The following is a 25774-nucleotide window of genomic DNA, read 5'->3' as shown; positions in this document are numbered from 1 at the left end:
CGCCCGGGGTCCGCGCTCCGGACGGTGCGCTCCGGACGCCGGCCGGGCGGGGTCCGCGGAACGGGGGAAGGACGGGGCGGTGGGATGCCCCACGGGGGTCCGCGTCACGACGTCACCTTCCAGGGGTCTGGCTCAGCTGGGGCTGGGGTTGCGGGGCCGCGGGCCGGCCCGGGGCGGGCGCGGGGGGCCCGGAGGGCGGTACGGAAGCCCCGGGGGCGGACGGCGCCGCACTCGGCGGCACGGGCGCGGGCGCGGCCTCGGGCGGCGGGGCCGGGGCCTCGGCCGGCGCCGGGCTGCCCGCGACCGTGCCGTCGGGGCGGAGGAAGACGGGGCTGCCGCCGGGCACCAGCCCCAGTTCGCGGGCCCGCCGCTGGAGGGCCTCCGGCGCCGAGTACCCGTCCACGTCCCGCTGGAGCGCCTGCTGCTCGTCCGTGAGCGCGGTGGTCTCCTTCTTCAGCCGGCTCAGCTGGAAGGAGCCCTCGTTCAGCGCCGAGTTCAGCAGCAGGAGGCTGATCAGTCCGCCCGCGAGCAGCGCCACCACCAGCAGGACGAACGGCATCCGCGCCGCCCCGCCGCCCTGCGGCCGGGGCCGGGCGCCCGCGCGGGCCTTGGTCACAGCCGCGCCTCGCGGATGCGCTCGACTCCCCGGAACCGGGCCGGGGCGGCCCGCCGGTTCTCGGCGATCTCCTCCTCGGTCGGCAGTTCGGCACCGCGTGTCAGCAGCTTCAGCTTCGGCTGGTACTTCTCCGGGACGACCGGCAGGCCCGGCGGGGCCGTGGAGGCGGCGCCGGCGGCGAAGACCTGCTTCACGAGGCGGTCCTCCAGGGAGTGGTAGGAGAGCACCGCGATCCGGCCGCCGACCGCGATCCGGTCGACCGCCGCCGGGATGGCCCGCTCCAGCCCGGAGAGCTCGCCGTTGACCTCGATCCGCAGGGCCTGGAAGGTCCGCTTGGCGGGGTTGCCGCCGGTGCGCTTGGCCGCCTGCGGCAGGGCGTCGCGGATCAGCTCCACGAGGCGGGCGCTGTGGGAGAAGGGCTCCTTCTCCCGCTCCCGCACGATCGCGGACACGATCCGCTTGGCCTGCTTCTCCTCGCCGTACTGGCGCAGGATCCGCACCAGCTCGCCGGGGGCGTAGGTGTTGAGGACCTCGGCCGCGCTGATGCCGGTCGTCTGGTCCATGCGCATGTCCAGCGGGGCGTCCTGCGCGTACGCGAACCCGCGGTCGGCCTCGTCGAGCTGCATGGAGGAGACACCGAGGTCGAAGAGGATGCCCTGGACGGCCGGGAGCCCCAGGTCGTCGAGGACCTCCGCCAGGTCGGCGTAGATCGCGTGGACGAGGGTGGCCCGGTCGCCGAAGGGAGCGAGCCGCTCCCCGGAGAGCCGCAGGGCCTCCCGGTCGCGGTCGAGGCCGATCAGGCGCACCTCGGGGAACCGGGTCAGCAGGGCCTCGCTGTGGCCGCCGAGGCCGAGGGTGCAGTCGACGACGACGGCCCCCGGCCTCTCCAGCGCCGGGGCCAACAGGTCCAGGCACCGCTGGAGCATCACCGGGACATGTCGGGACTCGCTAGTCAAAGCGCCCTCTCAGATAACGGCGCGGCAGGCATACGCCGCGCCGCGCACGCGGAGTGTTACCAGGGGGCCGGGCGGCCGGTGGGGGCCGGGCTCCGGCCGGTTCGCGTCACTTTAGTGCAACGGTCGCCGCGGTCAACGAACCGCCCCGTGCCCGGTGCGCCCTCCCCCCGGACAAGACCCAAAAGCCGCGAACCACCCGAACGGCCGCCCCCGCCTCACCCTTGTGGGTTAGCTCACACCAAGACCCGTTGACCTTCTTTGTCCACCCTCACACCACGCCCACCCGAGCTGTGACCACTACCGTCGACTCCATGACGACTTCCGCATCCCTGCCCGCACACCCCACGCCCCAGGCATCGAGCGGCGAAACCGTCACCGACCGCCTCGTCGCGGCGAACCAGCGCTACGCCGACCGGTTCACCGACCCCGGCATGGACGCCCGCCCCGTCCTCCACGTCGCCGTCGTGGCCTGCATGGACGCCCGTCTCGACCTCCACAAGGCCCTCGGCCTGGAGCTCGGCGACTGCCACACCATCCGCAACGCCGGAGGGGTCGTCACCGACGACACCATCCGCTCGCTCACCATCAGCCAGCGCGCGCTGGGCACCCGCTCGGTGATACTCATCCACCACACCGGCTGCGGTCTCGAAAGCCTGACCGAGGACTTCCGGCACGAGCTGGAGGACGAGGTCGGCCAGCGCCCCGCCTGGGCGGTGGAGGCCTTCCGCGACGTCGACCAGGACGTCCGCCAGTCCATGCAGCGGGTCCGGACCAACCCCTTCCTGCTCCACAAGGACGATGTGCGAGGCTTCGTCTTCGACGTGCACACCGGGCTCCTGCGGGAGATCGATCCGGCCACCTGAGTGACAGACCCGGCGGACGCCGTCAAGAATGCGGGAAGACACCGCCCGGAACCCGTCCGGGGCGGCGTCCGTGTTGCGGGGTGGGCCGGTTCATGCGCCAAACAGCGTCGGCCCTGAGAAAGGGCCGAGGAGAACCAGGTGACCACGTACGACGACCGAGCGAGCCTCGCTGATCTGACCAGCACGGCCGAACGGGTCCGCCGGTCCGTCGAGAGCGTGATCGAGGGCAAGCCCGAGGTCGTACGGATCGCGCTGACCGTGCTGCTGGCCGAGGGACACCTCCTGATCGAGGACGTCCCCGGCGTCGGCAAGACGATGCTGGCCAAGACGCTCGCCAAGTCCATCGACTGCTCGGTCCAGCGCATCCAGTTCACGCCGGACCTGCTGCCCTCTGACATCACCGGCGTCAGCATCTACGACCAGCAGCGCCGCGAGTTCGAGTTCAAGCCCGGCGCGATCTTCGCGCAGATCGTCATCGGCGACGAGATCAACCGCGCCTCCCCCAAGACCCAGTCCGCGCTGCTGGAGTCGATGGAGGAGCGCCAGGTCACCATCGACGGCACCACCTACGCCCTGCCCAGCCCGTTCATGGTCGTCGCCACCCAGAACCCGGTCGAGATGGAGGGCACCTACCCCCTCCCCGAGGCCCAGCGCGACCGCTTCATGGCCCGCGTCTCCGTGGGCTACCCCAGCCCCGAGGCCGAGCTCGAGATGCTCGACGTGCACGGCGGGCTCTCCCCGCTCGACGACCTCACCGCCGTCGCGCACGCCCACGACGTGGTCAAGCTGATCGAGGCCGTCCGCGAGGTGTACGTCGCCGCGCCCGTACGCCGCTACGTGGTGGACCTGGTCTCCGCGACCCGCAGCCACCCGGAGCTGCGGCTGGGCGCCTCGCCCCGCGCCACCCTGCACCTGCTGCGCGCCGTCAAGGCCTCCGCCGCCCTGTCCGGCCGGGACTACGTCCTGCCCGACGACGTGCAGCAGCTCGCCGCGCCGGTCCTCGCGCACCGGCTGCTGCCCACCGCGCAGGCCCAGCTGAACCGGCGCACCGCCGAGCACGTCGTCCACGACATCCTCCAGCGCACCCCCGTCCCCGCCGCGCACGCGCGCGGCGAGGTGCCGCCCGGCGCGGGCCTGCGGGGCTTCTGATGAGCGCCGGTGCCCCGCACGGCGCCGGCGGGCAGGTGGGGGAAGCCGGGGGGCTGCGCGCCTCGTTCGCGGGGCTGACCACCCGGGGCCGCTCGTTCCTGGCCGCCGGGACCGCCGCCGCCGTCTGCGCGTACGTCCTGGGCCAGGGCCAGCTCCTGCGCGTCGGGCTGCTGCTCGTCGCCCTGCCCCTGATCTGCGTCCTCGCCCTGCACCGCACCCGCCACCGGGTCACCGCGAGCCGGCGCCTGACCCCGCCGCGGGTGCCCGCCGGCGGGGAGGCCCGCGTCCAGCTCCGGCTGGAGAACGTCTCCCGGGTGCCCACGGGACTGCTGATGCTCCAGGACCGGGTGCCGTACGTGCTGGGGCCGCGGCCCCGCTTCGTCCTGGACCGGGTGGAGTCCGGCGGGCGGCGCGAGGTGTCGTACCGGGTCCGTTCCGACCTGCGCGGCCGCTACCCGCTCGGCCCGCTCCAGCTGCGCCTGACCGACCCCTTCGGACTGGTCGAGCTGACCCGCTCCTTCACCTCCTACGACACCCTCACCGTCGTCCCGCGCACCCACTCCCTGCCCCCGGTCCGGATGACCGGCGAGGCGGGCGGCTACGGCGACGGCAGCCGCCGTTCGCTCGCCCTGGCCGGGGACGACGACGTGATCCCGCGCACCTACCGGCGCGGCGACGACCTGCGCCGGGTCCACTGGCGCTCCACCGCCCGCTACGGCGAACTGATGGTGCGCCGCGAGGAGCAGCCCCAGCGCAGCCGGGCCACCGTCCTGCTGGACACCCGCGACACGGCGTACGCCGGCGCCGGCCCCGACTCCGCCTTCGAGTGGGCGGTGTCGGCCGCCGCCTCCACCCTGCTGCACGTCCTGGAGCAGGGGTTCTCGGTGCGGCTGATCACCGACACCGGTGACCGCGTGCCCGGCGAGGGCGGCGGGGGCGGCGGGGGCTTCTCCTCGGGCGGCCCGGAGTCCGCCGAGGCGGCGGGTCTGATGATGGACACCCTCGCGGTCGTCGGGCACTCCGACGGCAGCGGGCTGGGCCGTGCCTACGACGCGGTCCGCAGCGCCGGAGCCGGCCCCGCCTCCTCCGGCGGCGACGGCCTGCTCATCGCCTTCTTCGGCGACCTCGACGGCGAACAGACCGAGATGGCGGCCCGGATGCGGCAGCGCAGCGCGGGCGCGGTGGCGTTCGTACTGGACTCCGCGGCCTGGACCGGAGCGCCCTCGCGGGCGGAGGAGCGGCTGCGCAGGCTGCGGGACGCGGGCTGGACGGCGCTGGCCGTCCCGCCCGGCGCCGCCTTCGCCGAACTGTGGCGGCAGGCCGGGAACGCTCCCCTCGGCCCCGAGAACCCCGGAGGCCGGACATGAGCGGGCGCACGCGGGTGACCCTCTTCGCGATGCTGGCGACGCTGCTGACCTCCTGGTCGCTGGCACCGCTGGTGGAGTCCACGGGCTGGCTGCTCCAGGCGGCGGCGCTGCTCGGGCTGCAGTCCGCCGTGGGGGCCGGCGCCCGGCGGGTGCCGCTGGCGCGGTCGCTGACCGTGGCGGCGCAGCTGCTGGTGTCGCTGCTGGTGCTCGCCCTCCTCTTCGCGGGGAAGGCCGAGACCACCGGGGGCGGGCCGCTGTCCTTCCTGGTCACCGACTTCGGGGCGCTGTTCCAGCAGGGCGTGCGGGACGTGAGCGAGTTCGCCATACCGGCCCCCCTCACCGACGGCATCCGGCTGCTGCTGCTGGCCGGGGTGCTGCTCATCGGGCTGCTGGTGGACGTGCTCGCGGTGACGCTGCGGACCTCGGCGGCCGCCGGACTGCCGCTGCTGGCGCTGTACTCGGTGGCGGCCGGGCTGGCGACCGGCCAGGGGGGCTCCTGGTTCGCCTTCCTGCTGGCCGGGGTGGGTTACCTGATGCTGCTGCTGTCGGAGGGCCGCGACCGGCTGGCCCAGTGGGGCCGGGTCTTCGGCGGCGCCCCCGGCACCCGCGTCTCGGCGGCCTCCGGGTACGCGGGCGGCGGCCGGGCCGTGGCGCCCGTGCGCACCGGGCGCCGGATCGGCGTGGTCGCGCTCGGCGTGGCCGTGGCGGTGCCGGCCGTACTGCCCTCGCTCGGCGGCGGGCTGCTGGGCGCCCCGGGCGAGGACTCGGGCGCGGCGGGCCGGGGCGGCGGCACGATCTCGGCGGTGAACCCGCTGGTCTCGCTGCAGAGCAGCCTGAACGCGCAGGACAACCGGGTGGTGCTGAAGTACCGCACGGACAGCCCGCAGCTCGGCGAGCAGTACCTGCGGATCCTGGCGCTGGACGAGTTCAACGGCGTCAAGTGGGAGGCCTCCGGGCGCCCGCTCACGGACGTGCCGGAGCGGCTGCCGACCCCGTCCGGGCTGAGCGACCGGGTGCGCGAGAGCGCGTCCGAGGTGCGCACCTCCGTCTCGGCGGCGCAGACGTACGCCCAGCGCTACCTGCCGATGCCGTACCCGGCGACGCAGATCGACATCGCCGGCAAGTGGCGGTACGAACCGGCCGGCCGGACCCTGGTCGGGGACCAGCTGGCCAAGGACCGCTTCCAGAACGTGCAGGGCGCGCAGTACACCGTACGGAGCCTGCTGCTGCGGCCCACGGCGGCGCAGCTCCAGGCCGCGCCCGCGCCGAACCCGGCGGTGCGGGAGGAGTACACGAGGCTGCCGGACAACCTGCCGCCCGTGGTGGCGGAGACGGCCCGGCGGGTCACCCAGGGCGCGCGGGACGACTACACGCGGGCCGTGCGGCTCCAGGACTTCTTCGCGGTGAACGGCGGCTTCCGCTACGACACGAAGGTGTCCTCGGGAACGGGCTCGCAGGCCATCGCCCGGTTCCTGGCGGACAAGGAGGGCTTCTGCGTCCACTTCGCCTTCTCGATGGCCGCGATGTCCCGCTCGCTGGGCATCCCGGCGCGGGTGGCGGTCGGGTTCACCCCGGGCGAGAAGCAGGCCGACGGCAGCGTGAACGTCTCGATGCGGGACGCCCACGCGTGGCCCGAGCTGTACTTCGAGGGCGTGGGCTGGACCCGGTTCGAGCCGACGCCCCGGGCCGGCATCTCGCTGCCGGACTACAGCCGCACCGAGGCCCCGGCCCCGCAGCCGTCCGCGCCGTCGGCGCTGCCCTCGGCGTCCGCGTCGGCGCCGGCGCCCCTGCCCTCGCAGGCCGAGGCGTGCCCGCCGGAGCTGAGGAAGCTCGGCGAGTGCGGCGTGCCGGCCGCCCAGCAGGGCACCGGCACGGGGTCCGGCGGCGTACCGGTCGGCGCGGTCCTCGGCTGGAGCGCCGGCGCGCTGGTGCTCCTCGGGCTGCCGCTGCTGCCGCTGCTGTGGCGCCGGCGGGTCCGCGAGCGGCGGCTGGCGTCCCCGCGGGGGGCCGCGCGGGGGCCGTCGTCGCCCGGGGCCCCGGCGGTCCCGTCGGAGTCCTCGCCCGGGGTGCTGGCCGCCTGGCGGGAGCTGGGCGACTCGGCCTGGGACGTGGGCATCCCGCCGGACGGGGCGCTGTCGCCGCGTCAGGCCGCGAGCCGGGTCGTCGTCCTGGGCCGGCTCGACGGGGAGCCCGCGCAGGCGGTGCACCGGGTCGCGGACGCGGTGGAGCGGACGCTGTACGCCCCGCCCGGTGCGGACGTCCCGTACCCGCGGCTGGCCGCCGACGTACGCCTGGCCCGCACGGCCCTGCTGGCCGCCCTGGGGCGCCGGGCCCGGCTGCGCGCGCTGCTGCTCCCCCGGTCGGCGGCGCGCGTGACGGCCGCCGCCTCGGCCCGGGCGGCGGCGCTGTCCGCGCGGGCGGCGGCCCTCACGGCCCGGATCCGCCTGCGGATCCCGCTGCGCGGCCGCGGCTGAGCGGGAGCCCGCGGCGGGAGAAGACGGACGCCGGTGCGTCCGGACCCGTTCCCCCCGAGTCCGGACGCACCGGCGTTCGCCGTACCGCTCGCGGCCAGGGACCCGGTCCGCTCCGCGGCCCCGTGTCCGCGGTGCGGGCCGAGGCCCCGTCCGTGCCTCCAGTCTGCTGTCTTCGCAGGTGGGAGCCCATCCGTACGCGTACTCATCTGTTCGCCTAGGTACGGATACTCAGTTCTACGCCGGTCCGGCCCCCGGGCGGCACCGCCGACCGGGGGTCAGCGCTCCCGCCGCCGGGGGTCAGCGGCTGCCGCTGACCCGTCCCCGGAGCAGCAGCGACAGCGCCGAGTGGACGTCGTCCAGGGAACGCTCGCTCTGGAAGGCCTGCCAGTCCAGCGCGGCCACCAGCACCATCCCGACCAGCGCGGCCGCCGTCAGCGGCACGTCGATCTCGGCGCTGAGCTCCCCCCGCTCCACGCCCTCCCGCAGGACCGACTCGACGACCGCGACGGCTTCGCCCCGCACCACCATCAGGGTGGACTGCCAGGCGCGGTTGGTCCGCCAGAGTTCGGCGACGTACAGCTGGGTGAACGCCGGGTAGCGGTCGATGAAGACCAGGCCCGCGCGGATCATCCCGTCGAGGGCCTCGATCCGGCTGCCGCCGCGCGCCTCGGTGCCGTCCGCCGCCGCCCGCAGCGAGGCGGTCAGCAGACCCACCCCGTGCCGCAGCAGCTCCTCGAAGAGTTCCGTCTTGCTCGCGAAGTTGTAGTAGACGGTGCCCTTGGCCACGCCGGCCCGCTCGGCGATCTCGTCGACCGTGGTCGCGGAGAAGCCCTGTTCGGCGATGAGCGTGACGGCCGCCTCGTACAACTTCTGCCGCGTGGCCTGCCGCCGGGCGCCGCCCGCGGTGGTGCTGCTGCTTTCCATGGCGCTGATTCTCACAGGTCACAGCCCCTTACAGGCTCAGTTCGGGGTGCAGCCGGTCCATCGTCCACACCTGCTTGCCGCGGGCGGCGAGCGCGGTGAGGGCCAGCGCCCCGGCCGTGAAGGCCGCCAGGACCGCGCAGCCCTGCCACACCGGGGTGAGGTCGCCGCCGGTGATGAGACGGCGCAGGCCCTCGACGACGTACGACATCGGCAGGTACGGGTGGACGTCGTTGAAGAAGTCCGGGCTGGTCTGGATGGGGTAGGTGCCGCCGGCCGAGGTGAGCTGGAGCATCAGCACGGCGAGGACCAGGATGCGGCCGGCCGCGCCGAACTTGGCGTTGAGCCACTGGATGATCGCCGCGAAGCAGGCGGTGACCAGGACCAGGAAGCCGATGGTCAGGGCCGGGTGGGCCATCTTGAGCCCGAGGCCCGGGGCCCAGTGCAGTACGGACATCAGCGCGCCCACCTGCGCGGCGCCGAGGCCAGCGACGGGCAGCCAGCCCGCGACGGCGATCCGCCAGGGCGAGGCGCCGGCGGCCAGGGCCCGCTTGTTCATGGGCGCGATCAGCATGTAGGCGACCATCGCGCCGACCCACAGGGACAGCGGGATGAAGTACGGGGCGAAGCCGGTGCCGTAGTTGGGCGCCTTGTGCAGGGCCTGGTTGGCGAGCTGGACCGGGTCGGCCATGACCTCCGTGCGGGCGTCGCGCTGCCGCTGGTCGTAGTCCGGGATCTTGCCGACGCCCTCGTGCAGGCCGTCGGCGAGCCGGCCGCTGCCGTCGACGAGCTTGAACATGCCGCCGCCCAGGGTGTGGGCGCCGTCGCCGAGCTTGCCGACGCCTTCGCCCAGCTTGCCGGAGCCGCCCGCGGCGGTGCCGATGCCCTTGTGCAGCTCGACCATGCCGGCGGCGACCTTGTGGGCGCCGTCGTTGAGGGCGTTGGCCTTGGTGACGGCGGCGTCGAGGTCGCCCGCGAGGCCGGGGGCCCGGGTGGCGAGTTCGCGGGCCTTGTTCTCCAGGTCGGTCAGCTGGGCGCGGAGCCTGGTGATGTCGCCGCCGGAGTTCCCGAGGACGGTGTTCACGTCACCGGCGAGCAGGGCGGCCTCGGCCGCGTTGTCCTTGATCTGCTTCAGCTCCGCGCAGGAGGCCGCGAGGGGCGCGGCACCGGGGGTCGCGCACACCTTCGTGTAGTACGAGTCCAGGCCGGTGGCGACCGCCTTGGTCCGGGCGGCGGCGGCCGGCGCCTTCTCGACGGCCTTGGCGAGGTGGTTGTTGACGACCTTGGCGCTGTCGGCGACCAGTTTGGCGGTGTCCGCCAGGTTCTTGGGGTCCTTGACGAAGGGGCGGGCCTTGTCGGCGGCGCCGTTGACCACGTCGGCGACCTTCTGGGTGCCGTCCGCGACCTGCCGGGAGCCGGTCTCCAGCTTGCCGGCCGCCTCGTTGAGCTTCTTCAGGCCGCCGGTGAGCTCGCCGGACTTCTCCTTGGCCGTGTCGAGGCCGTCGGCGAGTTCCTTCGCGCCCTGCTGGGCCTTGCCCGCGCCGTCCTTGAGCTGGTCGGCGCCGTCGGCGGCCTCGGCGGTCTTGTCGTGCAGGTCGGAGAACGAGATGAAGATCTTGTCGAGGAAACCGCGGGAGGCGTTGGTGGACGCCGCCGAGCGGACCTCGGCGAAGACGGTGCGCGAGATCGAGCCGACGATGTAGTTGTTCGCGTCGTTCGTCCGGACCTGGAGGGCCCCGGTGGTGGGGTCGTCGCCGCCGCTGGAGGCGATCTTCCTGCTGAAGTCGGCGGGCATGGTCAGGGAGAGGTAGTACGTCCCGTCCTCCAGGCCCTCGGCCGCCTCGGCGGCGCTGACCTCGCGCCAGTCGAAGGTCCTGCTCTCGCGCAGCTTGCGGGTGATCTCGCCGCCGGCGTCGAGGCGCTTGCCGTCCACGGTGGTGCCCTGGTCGGCGTTGACGAGGGCGACGGGCACCCTCTCGAGCCGGCTGTACGGGTCCCAGAAGGACCAGAGGTACAGGGCCCCGTAGAGCAGGGGCAGCAGGAGCAGTGCGACGAGGGCGGCCCGGGGCAGCTTCCCCCGCCCGAACCGCTTCAGCTCAAGCGCGGCCAGTTTCGGCGAGCGCATCGTCCGCCCCCTTCGTGTCTTCGTCGGTGCCGGTGCGGGTGTCGGTGCGGGTGTCGGTGTCCGCTTCGGTGCTGGTGCCGGTGTCCGCCTCGGTGCCGGGCCCGTCGGCTTCGGTGCCGGGCCCGTCGGGTTCGGCCTCGGACTCCGGGTCGGCCTCGGCCTTGGTGCCGGGCTCCTGGGCGTCGGCCTCGGCGTCGCCGTCCCCGTCGGGGTCCGTGTCGTTGCCCGCGGCCGTGCCGGCGGGCAGGCCCCAGGTGATCTTCGGACCGTCGCCGTGCGCCACGGCCGCCCCCGCGGGACCGGGCCCGGCCTTCCCGGTGGTCCCGCCCGCCCGCGGCCGCGCGCCGAGGGGCTCCGCCGCGTCCGGTTCCGCGCCCGTGCGCAGCACCGTCACGCCCTCGGGGGCCTCGCTGCACACCGCGAGGACGGTGGTCCCGCGGTCGGCGAGGGAGCGCAGCAGCGCCCAGGCCCGCGTGCGTTCGGCGTCCGAGAGCTTGAGGTCGAGGTCGTCGAGGGCCAGCAGCCGGGGGCCGCCCAGCAGGGCGATGGCCAGGGACAGCCGTACCGCCTCCAGGCGCTCGAGGTCGCGTACGGAGGTCCGCTCGCCCTTCGGCAGGGCGGCGAGGTCCAGCCCGACGGCCGTCAGGGCCTCGTCGATCCGGGCCCTGGCGGAGGCCCGGCGGTCGCCGCGCGGGCGCAGCAGGGAGCGCAGGGGGGCGTCGTAGCGCCGCTGGAGCATGGCCCCCTCGCGCAGCTGCTCGGCGACGGTGAGGGCCTGGTCGAGGTCGTTGACCCCGGGGACGGGGCCGAGAGCGGTGATCCGGCGGACCGCGGCCATTTTCTTCGGGAGCCGGTGGCGGCCGATCTCGGCGTGACCCTCGGTGGCCTTCATCCGTCCGGTGAGGGCGAGGAGCAGGCAGGTCCGGCCGCTGCCGGAGGGTCCTTCGAGCGCGACGAGCGATCCGGGGGCCGCTTCGATCCCCATGCCCCGGAACACCCAGCCGCGCGGGCCCTTGAGTCCGAAGCCCTCGGCCTTGACGGCGGCGCCGTGCGGGCTGTCCACGCCCGTCCCCCTCCTTTTGAACTGACCGGTCAGTTCAAAAGCTAGCAGGCGCCGGGCCCCGGGGCCCGGCGGGTGTGGCCTTTGGCGGGAACCCGGCGGTCCGTCCCGCGCCCGCGACCCTCCCCACTGTCGTGCCCGCGACAGGGCCCGCCATGCCCGCCCCGTCCGGATTTCATGGTGAACGCGCAGGTCAGGGCGATTGTCAGTGGTGCCCGTCACGATGGACCCACGAACGGAACAAGGCAGCACCGCTGAGCACCACGCAACGACAGGAGGTTCGTCATGGCCACACCGTCCCCGTCCCCTGTCCACCCCGTCCCGCGCAGGGCGTCCGCACCGCCGGCCGCCCTCGAACTGCTCGCCAAGGCCCGTGACGGCCTGGCCGAGGCGGCCCTGCTGCCCCGGCCCAACGAGCGGTACGCCACCGCGCACCTGGCCGCGCTGCGCGCCGCCGCGGCCGTCCTCGCCGCGCGCGGGCGGCCGGAGCCGGCCGGAGCCCGGCGGCGGCCGCGGATCCGCAGCGCGTGGGAGGTGCTGCCGGAGATAGCGCCGGAGCTGACCGAGTGGAGCGCGCTGTTCGCCTCGGGCGCGGCCCGGCGGGCCCGGGCCGAGGCCGGGATACGGGGCGCGGCCAGCGGCCGGGACGCGGACGACCTCGTACGGGAGGTGGGGACGTTCCTGCGGCTGGTCGAGCGCATGCTCGCCCTGCGGCCCGTGGCGCAGGCCCTGCCGCAGCCCCGTCCGGAGCGTCCGAACGCCGGATGAGCTGCGCGGTCGGCCGAGGCAATAGGGTGGGGCACGCACCTCCCCACCCTTACGCGCCGAGGAGTCATCAGCCGTGTCGGACACTTCCCGCCCCCGTGCCTCCCTCCGCACCGCCGTGGTGTGGGAGGTCCTCAAGGAGGCCCTCGACCGCCGGGTGAAGGCGACCGGGCGGGAAGTCCTCGAGGTGCTGGACACCGGCGGCGGTACGGGCAAGTTCGCCGTGCCGGTGGCCCGGCTGGGCCACCGGGTGACCGTGGTCGACCCCAGCCCGAACGCGCTGTTCGGGCTGGAGCGCCGGGTCGCCGAGGCCGGTGTCGCCGATCTCGTGCGCGGGGTCCAGGGCGATGCCCAGGGCCTGCTGGACGTCGTCGAGCGGGACGCGTACGACGTGGTGCTCTGCCACGGCGTGCTCGAGTACGTGGACGACCCGGCCGAGGGCGTGGCCAACGCCGTCGCCGCCCTGCGCCCCGGCGGCATCCTCAGCCTGCTCGGTGCCGGCGTCGGCGGGGCCGTGCTGGCGCGGGCGCTGGCCGGGCACTTCACCGAGGCCCGCACCGCCCTCACCGACCCGGCCGGGCGCTGGGGCTCCGGCGACCCGGTGCCGCGCCGCTTCACCGCCGAACAGCTCGGCGCGCTGGTCGGCGACGCCGGTCTGGAGGTCGGCGCGGTCCACGGCGTCCGGATCTTCGCCGACCTGGTCCCCGGGGTGCTCGTGGACACCGAGCCCGGCGCGGTCGAGGCGCTGCTGCGTCTGGAGGAGGCCGCCGCCGAGCTGCCCGCCTTCCACGCGGTGGCCACGCAGCTGCACGTCCTGGGCGAGAAGCCCGCCTGATCTGCGGGCTTGCTCGAGCGGGCTCCGGCGGATCCCCTCCCAACCGGCCCGCCGCCCCGTATGATCGGGTGCACCGGTCGGCATGACGGACCGCCCATTGGGGAATAAGCGCCTCAATGGCCGCCTGCCTTGGCGCCGGTACGTTCGAAGCACCCGTCCGGCTCCGGGTCCGGCACTGAGGACCTGCCCGGCGGTGGTTTGCAGAATGTGGCGTAGAGGGCGGGTATCACGGGGGCGATTCCCCGCCTATCCTGAAGGGGACCCCTGGTCGCTACCCCCCGCGACCGACGGATGAGGAGGACTCCCGTGCCGCTCTCGGAGCACGAGCAGCGCATGCTCGAGCAGATGGAGCGAGCGCTGTACGCCGAAGACCCCAAGTTCGCGACAGCGCTTGAGGGCAGTGGACTGCGCACGTACACCCGGCGACGGGTCTACCAGGCAGTCGTAGGCATTGTGGTGGGTATCGCGCTCCTCATGACCGGTGTGATCTGGCAGGAAGTGCTCTGGATCAGCGTGGTGGGATTCCTCGTCATGCTGGCCTGTACGGTCCTCGTGGTCACCGGTTGGCGCAAGGCCCCCAAGCCTGGCGAACAGCCCGTCTCCGGAACTGCAGGCGGTTCGGCCCACGGCCGCAACCGGCAGCGTCGGTCGATGATGACCCGTATCGAGGAGCGGTGGCAGCGCCGCCGCGACGAGCAGGGGCAGTAGCCCCGCACAGACTCCGCCGGTGAGGGGGCGTCCGCGATCACGCGGCCGTCCCCTCGCCGTTTCCCCCGCCCTGATCGGCCGCTCTGCGGCATGCTGACCAGATGAGTGTGCTCCCCCTGGTCTTCACCAGCGGCTGGGCCAGCGGGATCAACGCCTACGCCGTGGTCCTCCTGCTCGGCGTCTTCGGCGCGACCGGCCTGTCCGACGAGATCCCCGCCTCGCTCCAGCGCACCGACGTCCTCGTCGTCGCGGCCGTGCTGTTCCTGTGCGAGGCCGTGGCCGACAAGATCCCGTACGTGGACTCCCTGTGGGACACGGTCCACACCGTGATCCGGCCCGTCTCCGGAGCGGTCGTCGGGGCCCTCCTGGCCGGACAGAGCGGCTCGCTCTCCGACCTCGCCGCCGGCGCCGTCGGCGGTTCCACCGCCCTCGCCAGCCATTTCGTCAAGGCCGGCACCCGGATGGCGGTCAACACCTCGCCCGAGCCGTTCAGCAACATCGTGCTGAGCACCGCCGAGGACCTGGGCGTGGGCGGCATCGTCACCTTCGCGATGTTCAACCCCCGGGCGGCGGCCGTCATCGCCGCCGTCCTGCTGCTCACCGGCCTCGTCCTGCTGGTCTACCTCTGGAGCCGGATCCGCCGCTTCCGACGGCGGCGGGCCCAGCGCCGCGAGGAGAAGCGGCTGGCCGCCGCCGCCCGGGCCGCGGGCGGAGCACCACCCGGCTGACCTGCGGGCCCGCCTCGATAGGCTCGGCGTCATGGCGAGAATTGCGGTGATCGGCGCCGGCATGGGCGCGATGGCGACGGCGGCCCGGCTGGCCGTGGCGGGGCACCGGGTGACGGTGTACGAGCGCGGGTCCACCTACGGAGGTTCCGTCGGCCGGTACGAGCGCGACGGCTTCGCCTTCGACACCGGCCCCGGGCTGCTGCACCTGCCCGCCGTCTACCGCGACCTGTTCGTGAAGACCGGCAAGCGGCCCCTGGAGGACCGCGTCGGCACGGTGCAGCTGGACCCCGCCGTCCGGCACGTGCTGGACGGTACCGCCGTCACCCTCCCCGGCGCCTCCCGGGGCGGGGTCGCCGCCGCCCTCGACGACGCCTTCGGCGCGGGCGCGGGCGAGCGCTGGAACGCCCTGCTGGGGCGGGCCCGCGACACCTGGGACGCCACCCGCCGCCCACTGCTGGAGGAGCCGCTGCGCCCCGACTGGGAGGTGCTCGGCCGCGACCCGTACCCGGCGCAGCGCCGCAGCGGTCTGCTGCGCCGCCGTCCGCCGACGCTGGCCGAGGTGGCGCGGCGCGAGCTGGGCGGCCCGCTCGGCGAGCTGCTGGCGGGCCGGGTCCTGGCGTACGGGCTGGACCCGGACGCGGCGCCCGCCGCGGCGGCCGCGCTGCCCTACATGGAGCAGACCTTCGGCAGCTGGTACGTCCGGGGCGGCATGCGCGAGCTGGCCACCGCCGTCTACGAGCGCTGCCGGGAGCGGAAGGTGGAGTTCGTCTTCGGCGCCGCCGTCCGCTCCGTGCTGAGCCGGGACGGCCGGGCGGCCGGGGTGGGACTGGCCGACGGCACCGAGGCCGCCGCGGACCACGTCGTCTGCGGCATCGACCCGAGACAGCTGCCGAGTGCCTCGGTGCCCCGCCCGCCCGGCGGCGTACCGGCGCGGGGCGCGGAGGTGCCCGGCCGGCTGACCCTGCTGCTGGCGCTGCGGGGAGCCCGCCCGGCGGACGCCGTCCACCGCACCCTGGTGCACTCCCCGGGCTCCTCCGGCGTACGGCTGGTCACGGTGCTGCGCCCGGACGACCCCGCCACCCGGCCGGACCCCGACCACGAGGCCGTCACCGTGAGCGCCGTATGCGGGCCTGCGGGCGGCGCGCCCGTCCCGGACCCGGAGCAGCTGCTGGACCTCGCCGCCCGGGCCGTGCCGGGGCTGCGCGAGCGGCTGCTGTGGCAGGAGGTGCGCACCCCGCGGGACGTGGAGGCGGCCACGGGCGCGCGCGGCGGCTCGGTTCCGCCTCCCGCGCTTCCGGGGGACGGGGGCCGGCTGCTGTACCCGGCCAACACGACGGCGCTGCCCGGGCTGTACCTCGCGGGCGGCTGGGCGCACCCCGGCGGCGGGCTCGCCCACGCGGGGATGACGGGGGCCCTGGTGGCCGGGCTGATCGTGGAGGGGGCCGGGTTCCGGGGCTCGCAGTGAGCCCCGGCCCGCCAGGGACCGGGCCGGGGCCCGGCCGGGGCCCCGTCAGTGGCGGTACTGGCCGTACTCCCCGTTGCCGGGGTACGGGTACTCCTGCTGCGGGTCCTGCTCCGGGTAGGGCTGCGGGGCGGCGTCGGTGCCGCGCTGCTGCGGGACCCAGACCCCGCCGGGCGGGGTGTCCATGGAGTACTGCTGCTGGGCGGGGTCGCCGTAGGGCGGGTAGGCCGCGCCGTCGTAGGGCGGGGCCGGGGAGACCTCGCCGCCGGTGCCGATGTACGGGTCCGAGTAGGCGGCGTAGACCTGCTGCTCGCCCTGGGGGTAGGTGCCGGGGTAGTCGTAGCCGCCCTGGCCCTGCTGCTGGTCGTAGTAGGCCGCGTACTGGTGCGCGTCCTGCTCGGCCGTGGTGAACGGCGAGGCGAAGGGGGTCTCGGCGCCGGGTTGCTGGGGCTGCTGGGGGACGAAGCTCTGTATCCCGTACGAGCCGGTCTCCTCGGGCACCGGCTGCGGGGTGAACACCGCGTCCTCGGCGTCCGGGTCCTCACCCGGCCCCGGGCCCTGGCCGGCGTACTCCAGCCCGGTGACCTCCAGTGCCGGCTCCGGCCGCGGTCCGCTCCCGGAGCGGCGGCGTCTGCCCGGCGCCGCCTCAGGTGCGGGCCGCCCGCCCCGGCGCAGCGCCCAGCCGGCCACGAAGCCCTTGCGGAAGGAGAGCGTGACCAGCGTCTGGCCGACCGCGAAGGCGGTCGCGCCGACGGCGATCACGAGCACCGACGGCAGTACCACTCCGGCCACCACTCCGGCGAAGCCGGTGAAGGCCAGCAGGCGCCAGCGCAGCCGGGCCTTGTACTGCATCAGGACCTCGGCAAGCAGCCACAACGCGACGATGCCGAACGCGATGTAGAGGACCGTCATTCCCATGCAAGGCCCCTCTCGGTACGGCCGCCCGCGCGGGAAGGGAGACGGCCGGTCAGGCCCGCTGGTGCAGGCCCAGGTTCTCGTAGATCTCGAGGGTCGCCGTGGAATTGTTCAGCGTGATGAAGTGCAGTCCCGGGACACCCTCGGACAGCAGCCGCGCGCAGAACTCCGTGGCGAACTCGATGCCAATGGAGCGTACAGCGGCCGGGTCGTCCTTGACGGCGAGCATGCGCTCTTTCACGGCGTCGGGGAAGACGGCGGTGCTCAGCTGCGGCAGCCGGTCGAGCTGCTTGATACCGACAACGGGCATGACCTCGGGGATGATCGGGGTCTCGCAGCCCGCCTTGGCGACGCTGTCGCGCAGCCGCAGATAATTCTCCGGATCGAAGAACATCTGGGTGATGGCGTAGTCCGCACCGGCACGGCACTTGTCCACGAAGTGCCGGATGTCCGTGTCCCAGTCCTCGGAGCGCGGGTGCATCTCGGGGAAGGCGGCGACGCCGACGCAGAAGTCGCCGGACTCCTTGAGGAGGCGCACCAGGTCGGCCGCGTAGTCCACGCCCTCCGGGTGCCTGACCCAGGGGCCCATGGGGTCGCCGGGCGGGTCTCCGCGCAGGGCGAGCATGTTGCGGATGCCGGCGTCGGCGAACTGGCCGATGACGTGGCGCAGCTCGGCGACGGAGTGGTCCACCGCGGTCAGGTGCGCGACGGGCGTCAGGGTGGTGTCGGAGGCGATCTGCTGGGTGGCGCGGACGGTGCCGCCGCGGGTGGAGCCGCCGGCTCCGTACGTGACGGAGACGAAGCTCGGGGAGACCGCCTCGATCCGGCGGAGCGCGTTCCAGAGGTTGCGCTCGCCCTTCTCGGTCTTGGGAGCCCAGAACTCGAAGGAGTACGAGGCTCCGGACGCGATGAGGTCACGGACCGTGTGTGCACGGTCCGACCAGGTGGAAGCGGTACCAAGGGCCATACGGGCAGGTTAGACGGGGCCCGGCGGACGCCGAAGCGCTGTCCACGAACTGGACAGCTTTTTGGACGCCGCTCCAGCGCTACCCGAGGCGGGCGCGAACCCTCTTGGCGAGTTCGGCGGCCGCGGCGCCGGGGTCGGAGGCCTCGGTGAGGGCCCGGACGACCACGACGCGGGTGGCGCCGGCGTCCAGGACCTCGTCCAGGTTGCCGGCGTCGATGCCGCCGATCGCGAACCAGGGGCGGTCCTGGGCGAGGGAGGCCGCGTACCGGACGAGGTCGAGTCCGGGGGCGTGGCGGCCGGGCTTGGTGGGGGTGGGCCAGCAGGGGCCGGTGCAGAAGTAGTCCACGCCGGGCTCGGCGACGGCGGCGTCCACCTCGGACACGGCGTGGCAGGAGCGGCCGATCAGGACCCGGTCGCCGAGGATGGCGCGGGCGGCGGGGACGGGAATGTCGCCCTGGCCCAGGTGCAGGACGTCGGAGCCGATGGCGTGCGCGACGTCGGCGCGGTCGTTGACGGCGAGGAGCTTGCCGTGGCGGCGGGCGGCCTCGGCGAAGACCTGGAGGTGTTCGAGCTCCTCGCCCGCCTCCATGCCCTTGTCGCGGAGCTGGACGACGTCGACGCCGCCGGCCAGGACGGCGTCGAGGAACTCGGGGAGGTCACCCTGCCGCTTGCGCGCGTCCGTGCACAGGTAGAGCCGGGCGTCGGACAGCTGCTGCATGGGATTCCCCCGTGGTGGTGAGGTGTGCGGGCCGACCGGGTCGGCCCGCACACCGGTGGATCAGCCGGTCAGAGGGCGAGCGCCTGGGCGCGGCGCTTGACCTCCGTGCCGCGATTCTCGCGCAGCGCCTGTACGGGGGTGCCCGGCAGGGTCGGATCCTCGGTGAAGAGCCACTCCAGCATCTCCTCGTCGGAGAAGCGGTCGTCCCGCAGTACGGTCAGCAGCCCGACGAGGCCCTTGACGACCTTGTCGCCGTCGATGAACTGCGCCGGAACCTGCAGGGCGCGGTTCTCGCCCCGGCGTACGGCGATCAGCTGCCCTTCCTTGACCATCTGGCGGACCCGGGTCACCTCGATGTCGAGCATCTCCGCGATGTCGGGGAGGTACAGCCAGGAGGGGACGAGGGCATCGATCTTTGCGTCAATCTCGGTCACGGGGACAAGCCTGCCACTTCGGACGGGCCGCCGGTACCCGGCCCCGTCCGTCCGGGGCCGGGCGGCCGCCGGACCGGGGGCCGGCGGGCGGCCCGGCGCGGCCCGGGAGCCGTCAGACCAGGGCCGATTTCAGCGGAACGGCCGGGTCCGCGACTTTGGACGGGTCCACGGGCGCGGCGGACTCGATCAGCTTGCGGCCCTGCGCCAGGTCCCGGGGCCGGCCCACGGCCAGGACGGCCACCAGCGCGCCGGCGCGCAGCCAGCACACCGACCAGGCCGCTCCGGCCGGGTCGCCGCGCCACAGCAGGGTGTCGGCGTCGCCGTGGTGTCCGGCGTACTGGACGAAGCGGCCGAACTGCTCGGACCAGAAGTACGGCACGGGGTCGTAGGCCTGGACGGGCTCCGCGGCGAGGATGTTCGCCGCGACGGCCCGGGGGCCCTGGAGGGCGTTGTCCCAGTGGTGGACCAGCAGCCGCCGCCCGTAGCGGGCCGACGGGAAGGAAGAGCAGTCACCGACCGCGTACACGCCGGGGACGGAGGTGCGCAGGTACGCGTCCGCGGTGACGGATCCGTCGGGGCCGAGCTCGATCCCGGTGCCGGCGAGCCAGTCGGTGGCGGGGCGGGCACCGATGCCGACGACCACCGCTCCGGCGGGCAACTCGCGGCCGTCGGCCAGCACGACCCGGCCCTCCTCGATCCCCGCGACCTTCGCGCCGGTGATCAGGGCGGCACCGGCCTCGGCGTACCAGCGGCCCATCGGCTCGGCGACCTCGGCGGGCAGGGCCCCCGCCAGCACCCGGCCGGCGGCCTCGACCACCGTGACGGCGCAGCCGGCCTCGCGGGCCGCGGTGGCGAACTCGGCGCCGATCCAGCCCGCCCCGACCACCACGGTCGCGGGGGCCGCGGCCAGCACCGGGCGCAGCCGGGCGGCGTCGTCGAGGGTGCGCAGCAGGTGGACGCCGGGGACGCCCTCGGTGCCGGGCAGGGTCAGCGGGCGGGCGCCGCAGGCCAGCACGAGGACCCCGTACGGGACCGGGCCGGCCTCGGTGTCGACCTCGCGGGCCTCCGCCCGCAGCCCGGTGACCTCCGTGCCGAGGCGCAGGCCGATGCGCAGGTCCTCGAAGTCGACCTCGAACGCGGAGTCCTCGGCCTTGCCGAGGAGCACCGCCTTGGAGAGCGGGGGGCGGTCGTAGGGCTGGTGGGGCTCGGCGCCCAGCAGGGTCACGGGGCCCTCGTAGCCCTGTTCGCGCAGGGCCACGGCGGTCTGCACGCCGGCCATTCCGGCACCCACGATCACGACGCCGGGGTTCGTCTGTTCCGTCTGCTCACTCACGCGGCCCAGCCTAGTGAACTGACGGGCCATCAGGAACAGGGGGAGGCGGCCCGGCGGGCGGACGCCGGGGAGGCAGCCTTACCCGGCTCCGGCCGCGGGGTTTAGTCTGGCCACCGTACCTATCGCGGGAGTCCGGGCGCACCGGGCTGAGAGGGAGGCTGGCCGGCCTCCGACCGTACGAACCTGATCCGGGTCATGCCGGCGAAGGGAGGGGCTGGACGCCCATGCATTCATCTCGGAAGGGATCCGCCGCAGGATCCGACGTCCTCGTCATCGGGGGCGGCATCATCGGCCTGGTCACGGCCTGGCGGGCGGCCCGGCGCGGACTGCGCACCGCACTGGCCGACCCGGACCCTGGCGGCGGCGCCGCCCGGGTCGCCGCCGGCATGCTGGCCGCCGTCACCGAGCTGCACTACGGCGAGGAGACCCTGCTCGGGCTCAACCTCGCCTCCGCCGCCCGCTACCCGCGGTTCGCCGCCGAGCTCACCGAGGCCAGCGGCGGCATGGACCTCGGCTACCGCGCCTGCGGCACCCTCGCCGTGGCCCTCGACGCCGACGACCGCCTCCACCTGCGGGAACTGCACGCCCTCCAGCGCCGCTGCGGCCTGGAGCCGGAGTGGCTCACCGGCCGCGAGTGCCGCCGCCTGGAACCGATGCTCGCCCCCGGCGTACGCGGCGGCCTGCGCGTCGACGGGGACCACCAGGTCGACCCGCGCCGGCTCGCCGCCGCCCTGCTCGCCGCCTGCGAGCGGGCCGGCGTCGCCGTCCACCGGGCCCGCGCGGAACGGCTGCTCGTCACCGCCGACCGGGCCGCCGGGGCACTGCTCGACGACGGTACGGAGCTGCGCGCCGGCCAGGTGGTACTGGCCGCGGGCTCGCTCAGCGGGCGGCTGGCCGGCGTACCGGCGGAGGTGTGCCCGCCCGTACGGCCGGTCAAGGGGCAGGTGCTGCGGCTGGCCGTGCCGCCCGCGTACGCGCCGTTCCTGTCCCGGACGGTACGGGCCGTCGTACGTGGCAGCCACGTCTACCTCGTGCCGCGCGAGAACGGGGAACTCGTCATCGGGGCCACCAGCGAGGAACTCGGCTGGGACACCACGGTGACCGCGGGCGGGGTGTACGAGCTGCTGCGCGACGCCCACGAGCTGGTGCCCGGCATCACCGAGCTCCCGCTCGTCGAGACCCGGGCGGGGCTGCGCCCCGGCTCCCCGGACAACGCGCCGCTGCTCGGCCCGACCGAGCTGCCCGGCCTGCACCTGGCCACCGGGCACTACCGGAACGGGGTGCTGCTGACCCCGATGACCGGCGACGTGATGGAGGAACTGCTGACCACCGGCTCCGTGCCGGAGATCGCCCGCCCCTTCAGCCCGCGCCGCTTCTCCTCCACGCGTCAGGAGTCCCTCGTATGACCATCTCCGTCAACGGCGAGCCGCGCGAGGTCGCGGCCGGCACCACCCTCGACGCGGTGGTCGCCACCCTCACCACCGCCCCCTCGGGCGTGGCCGCCGCGCTCAACGAGACCGTCGTCCCGCGCGGGCAGTGGCCGGCGACGCCGGTGGGCGAGGGCGACCGGATCGAGATCCTCACCGCGGTCCAGGGAGGCTGACCACCATGGCTGACGACGTCTTCACCCTGGGCGGCCGGACCTTCTCCTCCCGGCTGATCATGGGCACGGGCGGGGCCCCGAGCCTGGACGTCCTGGAACGCGCCCTGGCCGCCTCCGGCACCGAGCTGACCACGGTGGCCATGCGCCGCCTCGACCCCACCGTGCAGGGCTCGGTGCTCTCCGTGCTGAACCGGCTCGGCATCGCCGTCCTGCCCAACACGGCGGGCTGCTTCACCGCCGGCGAGGCCGTGCTCACGGCCAGGCTGGCGCGGGAGGCGCTGGGCACGGACTGGATCAAGCTGGAGGTCGTCGCGGACGAGCGCACCCTGCTGCCCGACGGCATCGAGCTGCTGGACGCCGCCGAGGTCCTGGTCGACGAGGGCTTCACGGTCCTCCCGTACACCAACGACGACCCGGTCCTGGCACGGAAGCTGGAGGACGCGGGCTGCGCGGCGATCATGCCGCTGGGCTCCCCGATCGGCTCGGGCATGGGCATCCGCAACCCGCACAACTTCGAGCTGATCGTCGAGCGCGCCGGGGTCCCGGTGATCCTCGACGCGGGCGCGGGAACCGCCTCCGACGCGGCCCTGGCGATGGAGCTGGGCTGCGCGGGGGTGATGCTCGCCTCGGCGGTGACGCGTGCGCAGCAGCCGGTCCTGATGGCGGCGGCGATGCGCGACGCCGTCTCGGCGGGCCGCCTGGCCCACCGCGCGGGCCGCATCCCCCAACGCCGCTTCGCCGAACCCTCGTCCCCGACGCAGGGCCGCGCGACCCTGGACCCGGAACGCCCGGCGTTCTGAGGGGGCGGGGGGCGGGGGCGGGGTTTCGGGGGCGGGGTCTTGGCGGGGCGGCATCAGGGCTGGTTTGGGGGTTTCCCGTCAGTCCCATCGTCCTTCCGTGTCGGGCCGGCCCGTCAAGGGCGCTCCTTCGTCGCGTCACTGCGTGATCGCCTCCGGCGACCCTTGACCGACCGTCCCGCCCCGGAAAGACAAGGACTGCCGGGAACCCCCCAAAGGAACGGGACGGTCCATGGGGAGGGGACCCCCGTATCACTGATGAGGCGGGGTGGGCGGGCGTCGCCCGTGTCCCGCATACGGGCCGCTCAGAGACCCTCGGCGGGCCACCCCCACGCGTCAGATCGCTACGCGCTCCCGCCGGCACGGCGTCCGACGACCGTCCGGGGCCGATCCCTGCACGAAATGACGAGCAGAGCCCCTTTCGGGACCGGTAAAGCGCACCAGATCGCTACGCGCTCCTCCCGGCTTGGCGTCCGGCGGCCGCCTGGGGCCGCTACCTGCACCAAACGTTGATCAGGGAGAGGCGGGAAGCCGACAGGCGCGTCAGATCGCTACGCGCTCCTCTGATCTCGGCGGCTGCCGGCCGTCCGGGCCTGATGTGGGCCTTGGCGAGGGTCAGGGCTGTTCCCCCATGGCTGCGCGGAGCCAGTCCAGGGCGCCTTGGGCGAGGAGTTCGTCGGCGAGGCGCTGGGCGGTTTCGGTGGTCAGCCGACTGCGGCTGTTGTCGATCCAGCGTTGTGCGTTGGCGTAGCCCTGGGCTTTGTACTCGATGCCCTGGAGCATGCACTCAAGCTTGTCCGCGTCGCGGGCGCAGATCGATTCGGGTGTCTCTTTGGCCTCGTATTCCGCGACGAGATCCTGGATGGTCGCGGCGAGGAGGTCGGGCATGCCTGCCGTCTGGTCCGCTGTGATCTCCGTGGGATCGGCGGACGGGGAGTACTTCTTGCCCAGGTGGTTCACATCCCCGCTGCGGGATTCCTGTGTGTCGTGCCACACGGCGAGAAAGGCCGCGCGGGCTGGGTCGGCTCCCTCCAGCTTCGCGATGACGGAAGCGATCAAGGATGTGCGCCAGGAGTGCTCGGCCACGCTCTCGGGATTGTTGACACCGGCCATCCACCAGCCCGTACGGCGTGCGTTCTTGAGCGTGCCGGTTTCATAGAGGAAGTGGGCCACCGTGGACAGGTCGTCAGCCACGTCTGTCTCCTTCTCACGCCCCAGCGAGGCGGATCGCGTACCGAATGCCTTCGAGCTCGCGACGCGCTCTGGTCGAGGGCTCGGTGCCATCCAACAGCACGGGCATCCGGGCCCGCAGGTCTCGGACGGTGGAAGTGGCCGTCTTCAGGAGGCTGGGACGGGCAGCCAGGAGTGCCCAGAGGGTATGGACGTTCAGGTCGAAGTAGCCGTGCTGTGGTCTGAGTCCCTTCCCCAAGTGCTGGAAGAGCTTGTGTCCTTGCCAAGAGACGGCATCGGTTTCCACGATGAAGTCGTCGCACAGCTGGATGTGCGCTGCCTCTCCGATCCAGTACGCCCAGTAGTTGAGGTTGGCGGTTTCGCCCAAGTCGTCGCCTTCGAGCGTGGTGGAGATGAAGTACGCCATGCGCTCTCGGTCACCTCGACGGGCCGCCACAGTGGCCACGGAACGGGCTTTGAGCCAACGGGTGAGCCAGTCGTCGGGCCGCTCTGCCTTCTGCTGGTGCATCAGCCAGTCGACGGTATCCGTTGCCTGGTCGTAGCCCGCGAGATAGAGGGCTTGCCGGCGCAGCAAGAACTGATCAGCGGCTCGGGCCTCTTCGGCTGTCGCGCGCAGGTACTGGCCTCCATTGCCTTCTCCAAGGCGGCGAGTAGGACTGCCGGAGTCCCCATGCGCATGAGTCGATGGCGGTGTCCGAGCATCTGGCCGACCGAGAGAGCCGTGAGCGGCCGCCTGCCGGATTCCCATCCCGCGATGGCGTCCGTCGACAGACGAAAGGCCTCCGCGAGGCTGCCCTGCGTGTGGCCGAGCTGCTCCCGGATGACCCGGAAGACGTACCCGGAAACCGTTCCCGGGCGGCCCGGCCGTCGGCCTCGCGGACCCGTGGTCAGGGTGGAGCATCCCTTGCCGACCACAGCACCTCCCTACCCTCGGATTCTTCGCGGAATACCCGTACCGACAGTCACTTCGACCGGCAGGGAGACGTGCCTACGCTCGTGTGCACAGCGACAAACAGACCACTCAGCGTAGCGACATGGAGGCCGCCTTGAATGCGGCAGAGAAGAGCACAACCGGCGGAGAACCTCCGCACGGCAATCGCCTCGGTGACCACTGGTCGGAGCCGAAGGGCGTTTCCGCACCCAGCTCGGCCCTTCTCGCCCGGGCCCGCACCGGTTGGGAGCGCTTCGTCGATTCGATGGAGGAGGACGGGGATGAGTGAGTGCTACGAGTACGTCCCCCACCGCCTCCTCCGCCAGCGCGTCCGCGACATCGCCTCGGGCTTTGAAGGCGTGCTCATGGCCGTGATCAACGAGAACGTCTCCGACACCGGCATCGAGCGCTGGATGGAGCTGGCCTACATCCGAGGTGCCTCCGGCCGCGAGTTCACCACCGCCGTCGCCAACGTCGAACCCGCCCACGACCAGCCCAGGAGGGCCGACAGCCGCCGAGATCAGAGGAGCGCGTAGCGATCTGACGCGCCTGTCGGCTTCCCGCCTCTCCCTGATCAACGTTTGGTGCAGGTAGCGGCCCCAGACGGCCGCCGGACGCCAAGCCGGGAGGAGCGCGTAGCGATCTGACGCGCTCACCGGTCCCGAAAGGGGCTCTGATCGACATTTCGTGCAGGGATCGGCCCCGGACGGTCGTCGGACGCCGTGCCGACGGGAGCGCGTAGCGATCTGACGCGTGGGGGCGGCCCGCCGAGGGTCTCTGAGCGGCCCGTATGCGGGACACGGGCGACGCCCGCCCACCCCGCCTCATCAGTGATACGGGGGTCCCCTCCCCATGG

General features: G+C 73.9%; 25 protein-coding genes, 1 pseudogene and 1 riboswitch. Of the genes and pseudogenes, 14 read left to right on the top strand and 12 right to left on the bottom strand.

Translation table 11 applies throughout. From position 1 onward, the window contains the following. Window positions 1–112: 112 nt before the first annotated feature. Both ftsL and rsmH read right to left on the bottom strand, forming a co-directional pair. Complete coding sequence (gene ftsL, locus ACZ514_RS30540) at window positions 113–616, bottom strand: cell division protein FtsL (protein ID WP_468166890.1); 504 nt, start codon at window positions 614–616, stop codon at window positions 113–115. Beyond that, window positions 613–1542, bottom strand: a complete 930-nt coding sequence (gene rsmH / locus ACZ514_RS30535; RefSeq protein WP_388936198.1) for a 16S rRNA (cytosine(1402)-N(4))-methyltransferase RsmH — start codon at window positions 1540–1542, stop codon at window positions 613–615. Before rsmH ends, ftsL begins: the two co-directional genes overlap by 4 nt. A gap of 341 nt (window positions 1543–1883) precedes the next feature. Here rsmH and ACZ514_RS30530 point away from each other — a divergent pair, with 341 nt between their 5' ends. From ACZ514_RS30530 to ACZ514_RS30515, 4 genes are all read left to right on the top strand, one after another. After that, on the top strand, window positions 1884–2435 hold the full coding sequence (locus tag ACZ514_RS30530) for a beta-class carbonic anhydrase (protein ID WP_468166888.1): 552 nt from the start codon (window positions 1884–1886) through the stop codon (window positions 2433–2435). Between the two features lie 138 nt (window positions 2436–2573). Beyond that, on the top strand, window positions 2574–3584 hold the full coding sequence (locus ACZ514_RS30525; RefSeq protein ID WP_468166886.1) for an AAA family ATPase: 1011 nt from the start codon (window positions 2574–2576) through the stop codon (window positions 3582–3584). Then, window positions 3584–4951, top strand: coding sequence for a DUF58 domain-containing protein (locus tag ACZ514_RS30520; protein WP_468166884.1), 1368 nt, complete (start codon window positions 3584–3586; stop codon window positions 4949–4951). The genes ACZ514_RS30525 and ACZ514_RS30520 overlap by 1 nt, the downstream gene beginning before the upstream one ends. Then, complete coding sequence (locus ACZ514_RS30515; RefSeq protein WP_469126179.1) at window positions 4948–7425, top strand: transglutaminase TgpA family protein; 2478 nt, start codon at window positions 4948–4950, stop codon at window positions 7423–7425. The genes ACZ514_RS30520 and ACZ514_RS30515 overlap by 4 nt, the downstream gene beginning before the upstream one ends. 297 nt (window positions 7426–7722) lie before the next feature. Here ACZ514_RS30515 and ACZ514_RS30510 read toward each other — a convergent pair whose 3' ends face one another. From ACZ514_RS30510 to ACZ514_RS30500, 3 genes are read right to left on the bottom strand one after another with little or no spacing between them, the layout of a single operon-like run. Continuing rightward, a complete protein-coding gene (locus ACZ514_RS30510; RefSeq protein ID WP_468166880.1) occupies window positions 7723–8349 on the bottom strand; it encodes a TetR/AcrR family transcriptional regulator in 627 nt (208 codons plus the stop codon). A 28-nt stretch (window positions 8350–8377) separates the two neighbouring features. After that, entirely contained in the window at window positions 8378–10471 is a 2094-nt protein-coding gene (locus tag ACZ514_RS30505; protein ID WP_468166878.1) for a YhgE/Pip family protein, read from the bottom strand. Then, window positions 10443–11534, bottom strand: coding sequence for an ATP-binding cassette domain-containing protein (locus ACZ514_RS30500; protein WP_469126178.1), 1092 nt, complete (start codon window positions 11532–11534; stop codon window positions 10443–10445). Before ACZ514_RS30500 ends, ACZ514_RS30505 begins: the two co-directional genes overlap by 29 nt. Window positions 11535–11816: 282 nt before the next feature. Here ACZ514_RS30500 and ACZ514_RS30495 point away from each other — a divergent pair, with 282 nt between their 5' ends. From ACZ514_RS30495 to ACZ514_RS30475, 5 genes are all read left to right on the top strand, one after another. After that, complete coding sequence (locus ACZ514_RS30495) at window positions 11817–12299, top strand: SAV_6107 family HEPN domain-containing protein (protein ID WP_468166874.1); 483 nt, start codon at window positions 11817–11819, stop codon at window positions 12297–12299. 73 nt (window positions 12300–12372) lie between these two features. After that, window positions 12373–13131 (top strand): methyltransferase, encoded by a 759-nt coding sequence (locus ACZ514_RS30490; RefSeq protein ID WP_468166872.1) that lies wholly within the window; start codon window positions 12373–12375, stop codon window positions 13129–13131. 306 nt (window positions 13132–13437) lie between these two features. Then, window positions 13438–13839, top strand: coding sequence for a DUF3040 domain-containing protein (locus tag ACZ514_RS30485; RefSeq protein ID WP_468166870.1), 402 nt, complete (start codon window positions 13438–13440; stop codon window positions 13837–13839). A 101-nt stretch (window positions 13840–13940) separates the two neighbouring features. Beyond that, on the top strand, window positions 13941–14567 hold the full coding sequence (locus tag ACZ514_RS30480) for a DUF4126 domain-containing protein (protein WP_468697832.1): 627 nt from the start codon (window positions 13941–13943) through the stop codon (window positions 14565–14567). 31 nt (window positions 14568–14598) lie between these two features. After that, on the top strand, window positions 14599–16032 hold the full coding sequence (locus ACZ514_RS30475; protein WP_469126177.1) for a phytoene desaturase family protein: 1434 nt from the start codon (window positions 14599–14601) through the stop codon (window positions 16030–16032). Window positions 16033–16077: 45 nt separating this feature from the next. Here the strand turns inward: ACZ514_RS30475 and ACZ514_RS30470 are convergent, their stop codons facing one another. From ACZ514_RS30470 to ACZ514_RS30450, 5 genes are all read right to left on the bottom strand, one after another. Continuing rightward, window positions 16078–16947, bottom strand: a complete 870-nt coding sequence (locus tag ACZ514_RS30470) for a hypothetical protein (RefSeq protein ID WP_469126176.1) — start codon at window positions 16945–16947, stop codon at window positions 16078–16080. A gap of 49 nt (window positions 16948–16996) precedes the next feature. Next, complete coding sequence (gene metF, locus ACZ514_RS30465) at window positions 16997–17911, bottom strand: methylenetetrahydrofolate reductase [NAD(P)H] (RefSeq protein WP_388935510.1); 915 nt, start codon at window positions 17909–17911, stop codon at window positions 16997–16999. Between the two features lie 79 nt (window positions 17912–17990). Further along, complete coding sequence (gene thiE / locus ACZ514_RS30460; RefSeq protein WP_468166862.1) at window positions 17991–18629, bottom strand: thiamine phosphate synthase; 639 nt, start codon at window positions 18627–18629, stop codon at window positions 17991–17993. Window positions 18630–18697: 68 nt separating this feature from the next. After that, window positions 18698–19063, bottom strand: a complete 366-nt coding sequence (locus ACZ514_RS30455) for an Rv2175c family DNA-binding protein (protein ID WP_267035306.1) — start codon at window positions 19061–19063, stop codon at window positions 18698–18700. Window positions 19064–19175: 112 nt separating this feature from the next. Further along, window positions 19176–20396 (bottom strand): NAD(P)/FAD-dependent oxidoreductase, encoded by a 1221-nt coding sequence (locus tag ACZ514_RS30450; RefSeq protein WP_468166860.1) that lies wholly within the window; start codon window positions 20394–20396, stop codon window positions 19176–19178. A 114-nt stretch (window positions 20397–20510) separates the two neighbouring features. Then, window positions 20511–20623, top strand: a riboswitch (TPP riboswitch). Here ACZ514_RS30450 and thiO point away from each other — a divergent pair. From thiO to ACZ514_RS30435, 3 genes are all read left to right on the top strand, one after another. Next, window positions 20621–21802: a glycine oxidase ThiO gene (thiO, locus tag ACZ514_RS30445; protein WP_469126175.1), complete on the top strand. Its 1182-nt coding sequence runs from the start codon at window positions 20621–20623 to the stop codon at window positions 21800–21802. Its footprint overlaps the riboswitch before it by 3 nt. Next, window positions 21799–21999, top strand: coding sequence for a sulfur carrier protein ThiS (gene thiS, locus ACZ514_RS30440; protein ID WP_468166856.1), 201 nt, complete (start codon window positions 21799–21801; stop codon window positions 21997–21999). Before thiO ends, thiS begins: the two co-directional genes overlap by 4 nt. A 5-nt stretch (window positions 22000–22004) precedes the next feature. Then, window positions 22005–22799, top strand: coding sequence for a thiazole synthase (locus ACZ514_RS30435; protein ID WP_468697844.1), 795 nt, complete (start codon window positions 22005–22007; stop codon window positions 22797–22799). 612 nt (window positions 22800–23411) lie between these two features. On the opposite strand, the gene ACZ514_RS30430 is transcribed toward ACZ514_RS30435, so the two are convergent. After that, a complete protein-coding gene (locus ACZ514_RS30430; protein WP_468167362.1) occupies window positions 23412–23990 on the bottom strand; it encodes an HD domain-containing protein in 579 nt (192 codons plus the stop codon). Between the two features lie 13 nt (window positions 23991–24003). Next, window positions 24004–24902: pseudogene (locus ACZ514_RS30425) on the bottom strand (transcriptional regulator). Between the two features lie 83 nt (window positions 24903–24985). Here ACZ514_RS30425 and ACZ514_RS30420 point away from each other — a divergent pair. Beyond that, window positions 24986–25207, top strand: coding sequence for a hypothetical protein (locus ACZ514_RS30420; protein ID WP_468166852.1), 222 nt, complete (start codon window positions 24986–24988; stop codon window positions 25205–25207). Next, window positions 25200–25454 (top strand): hypothetical protein, encoded by a 255-nt coding sequence (locus tag ACZ514_RS30415; protein ID WP_468166850.1) that lies wholly within the window; start codon window positions 25200–25202, stop codon window positions 25452–25454. The genes ACZ514_RS30420 and ACZ514_RS30415 overlap by 8 nt, the downstream gene beginning before the upstream one ends. Window positions 25455–25774 lie beyond the last annotated feature (320 nt).

The organism is Streptomyces sp. NPDC034086 (assembly GCF_055575515.1).
This window is presented reverse-complemented; position numbering and strand designations above follow the sequence as displayed.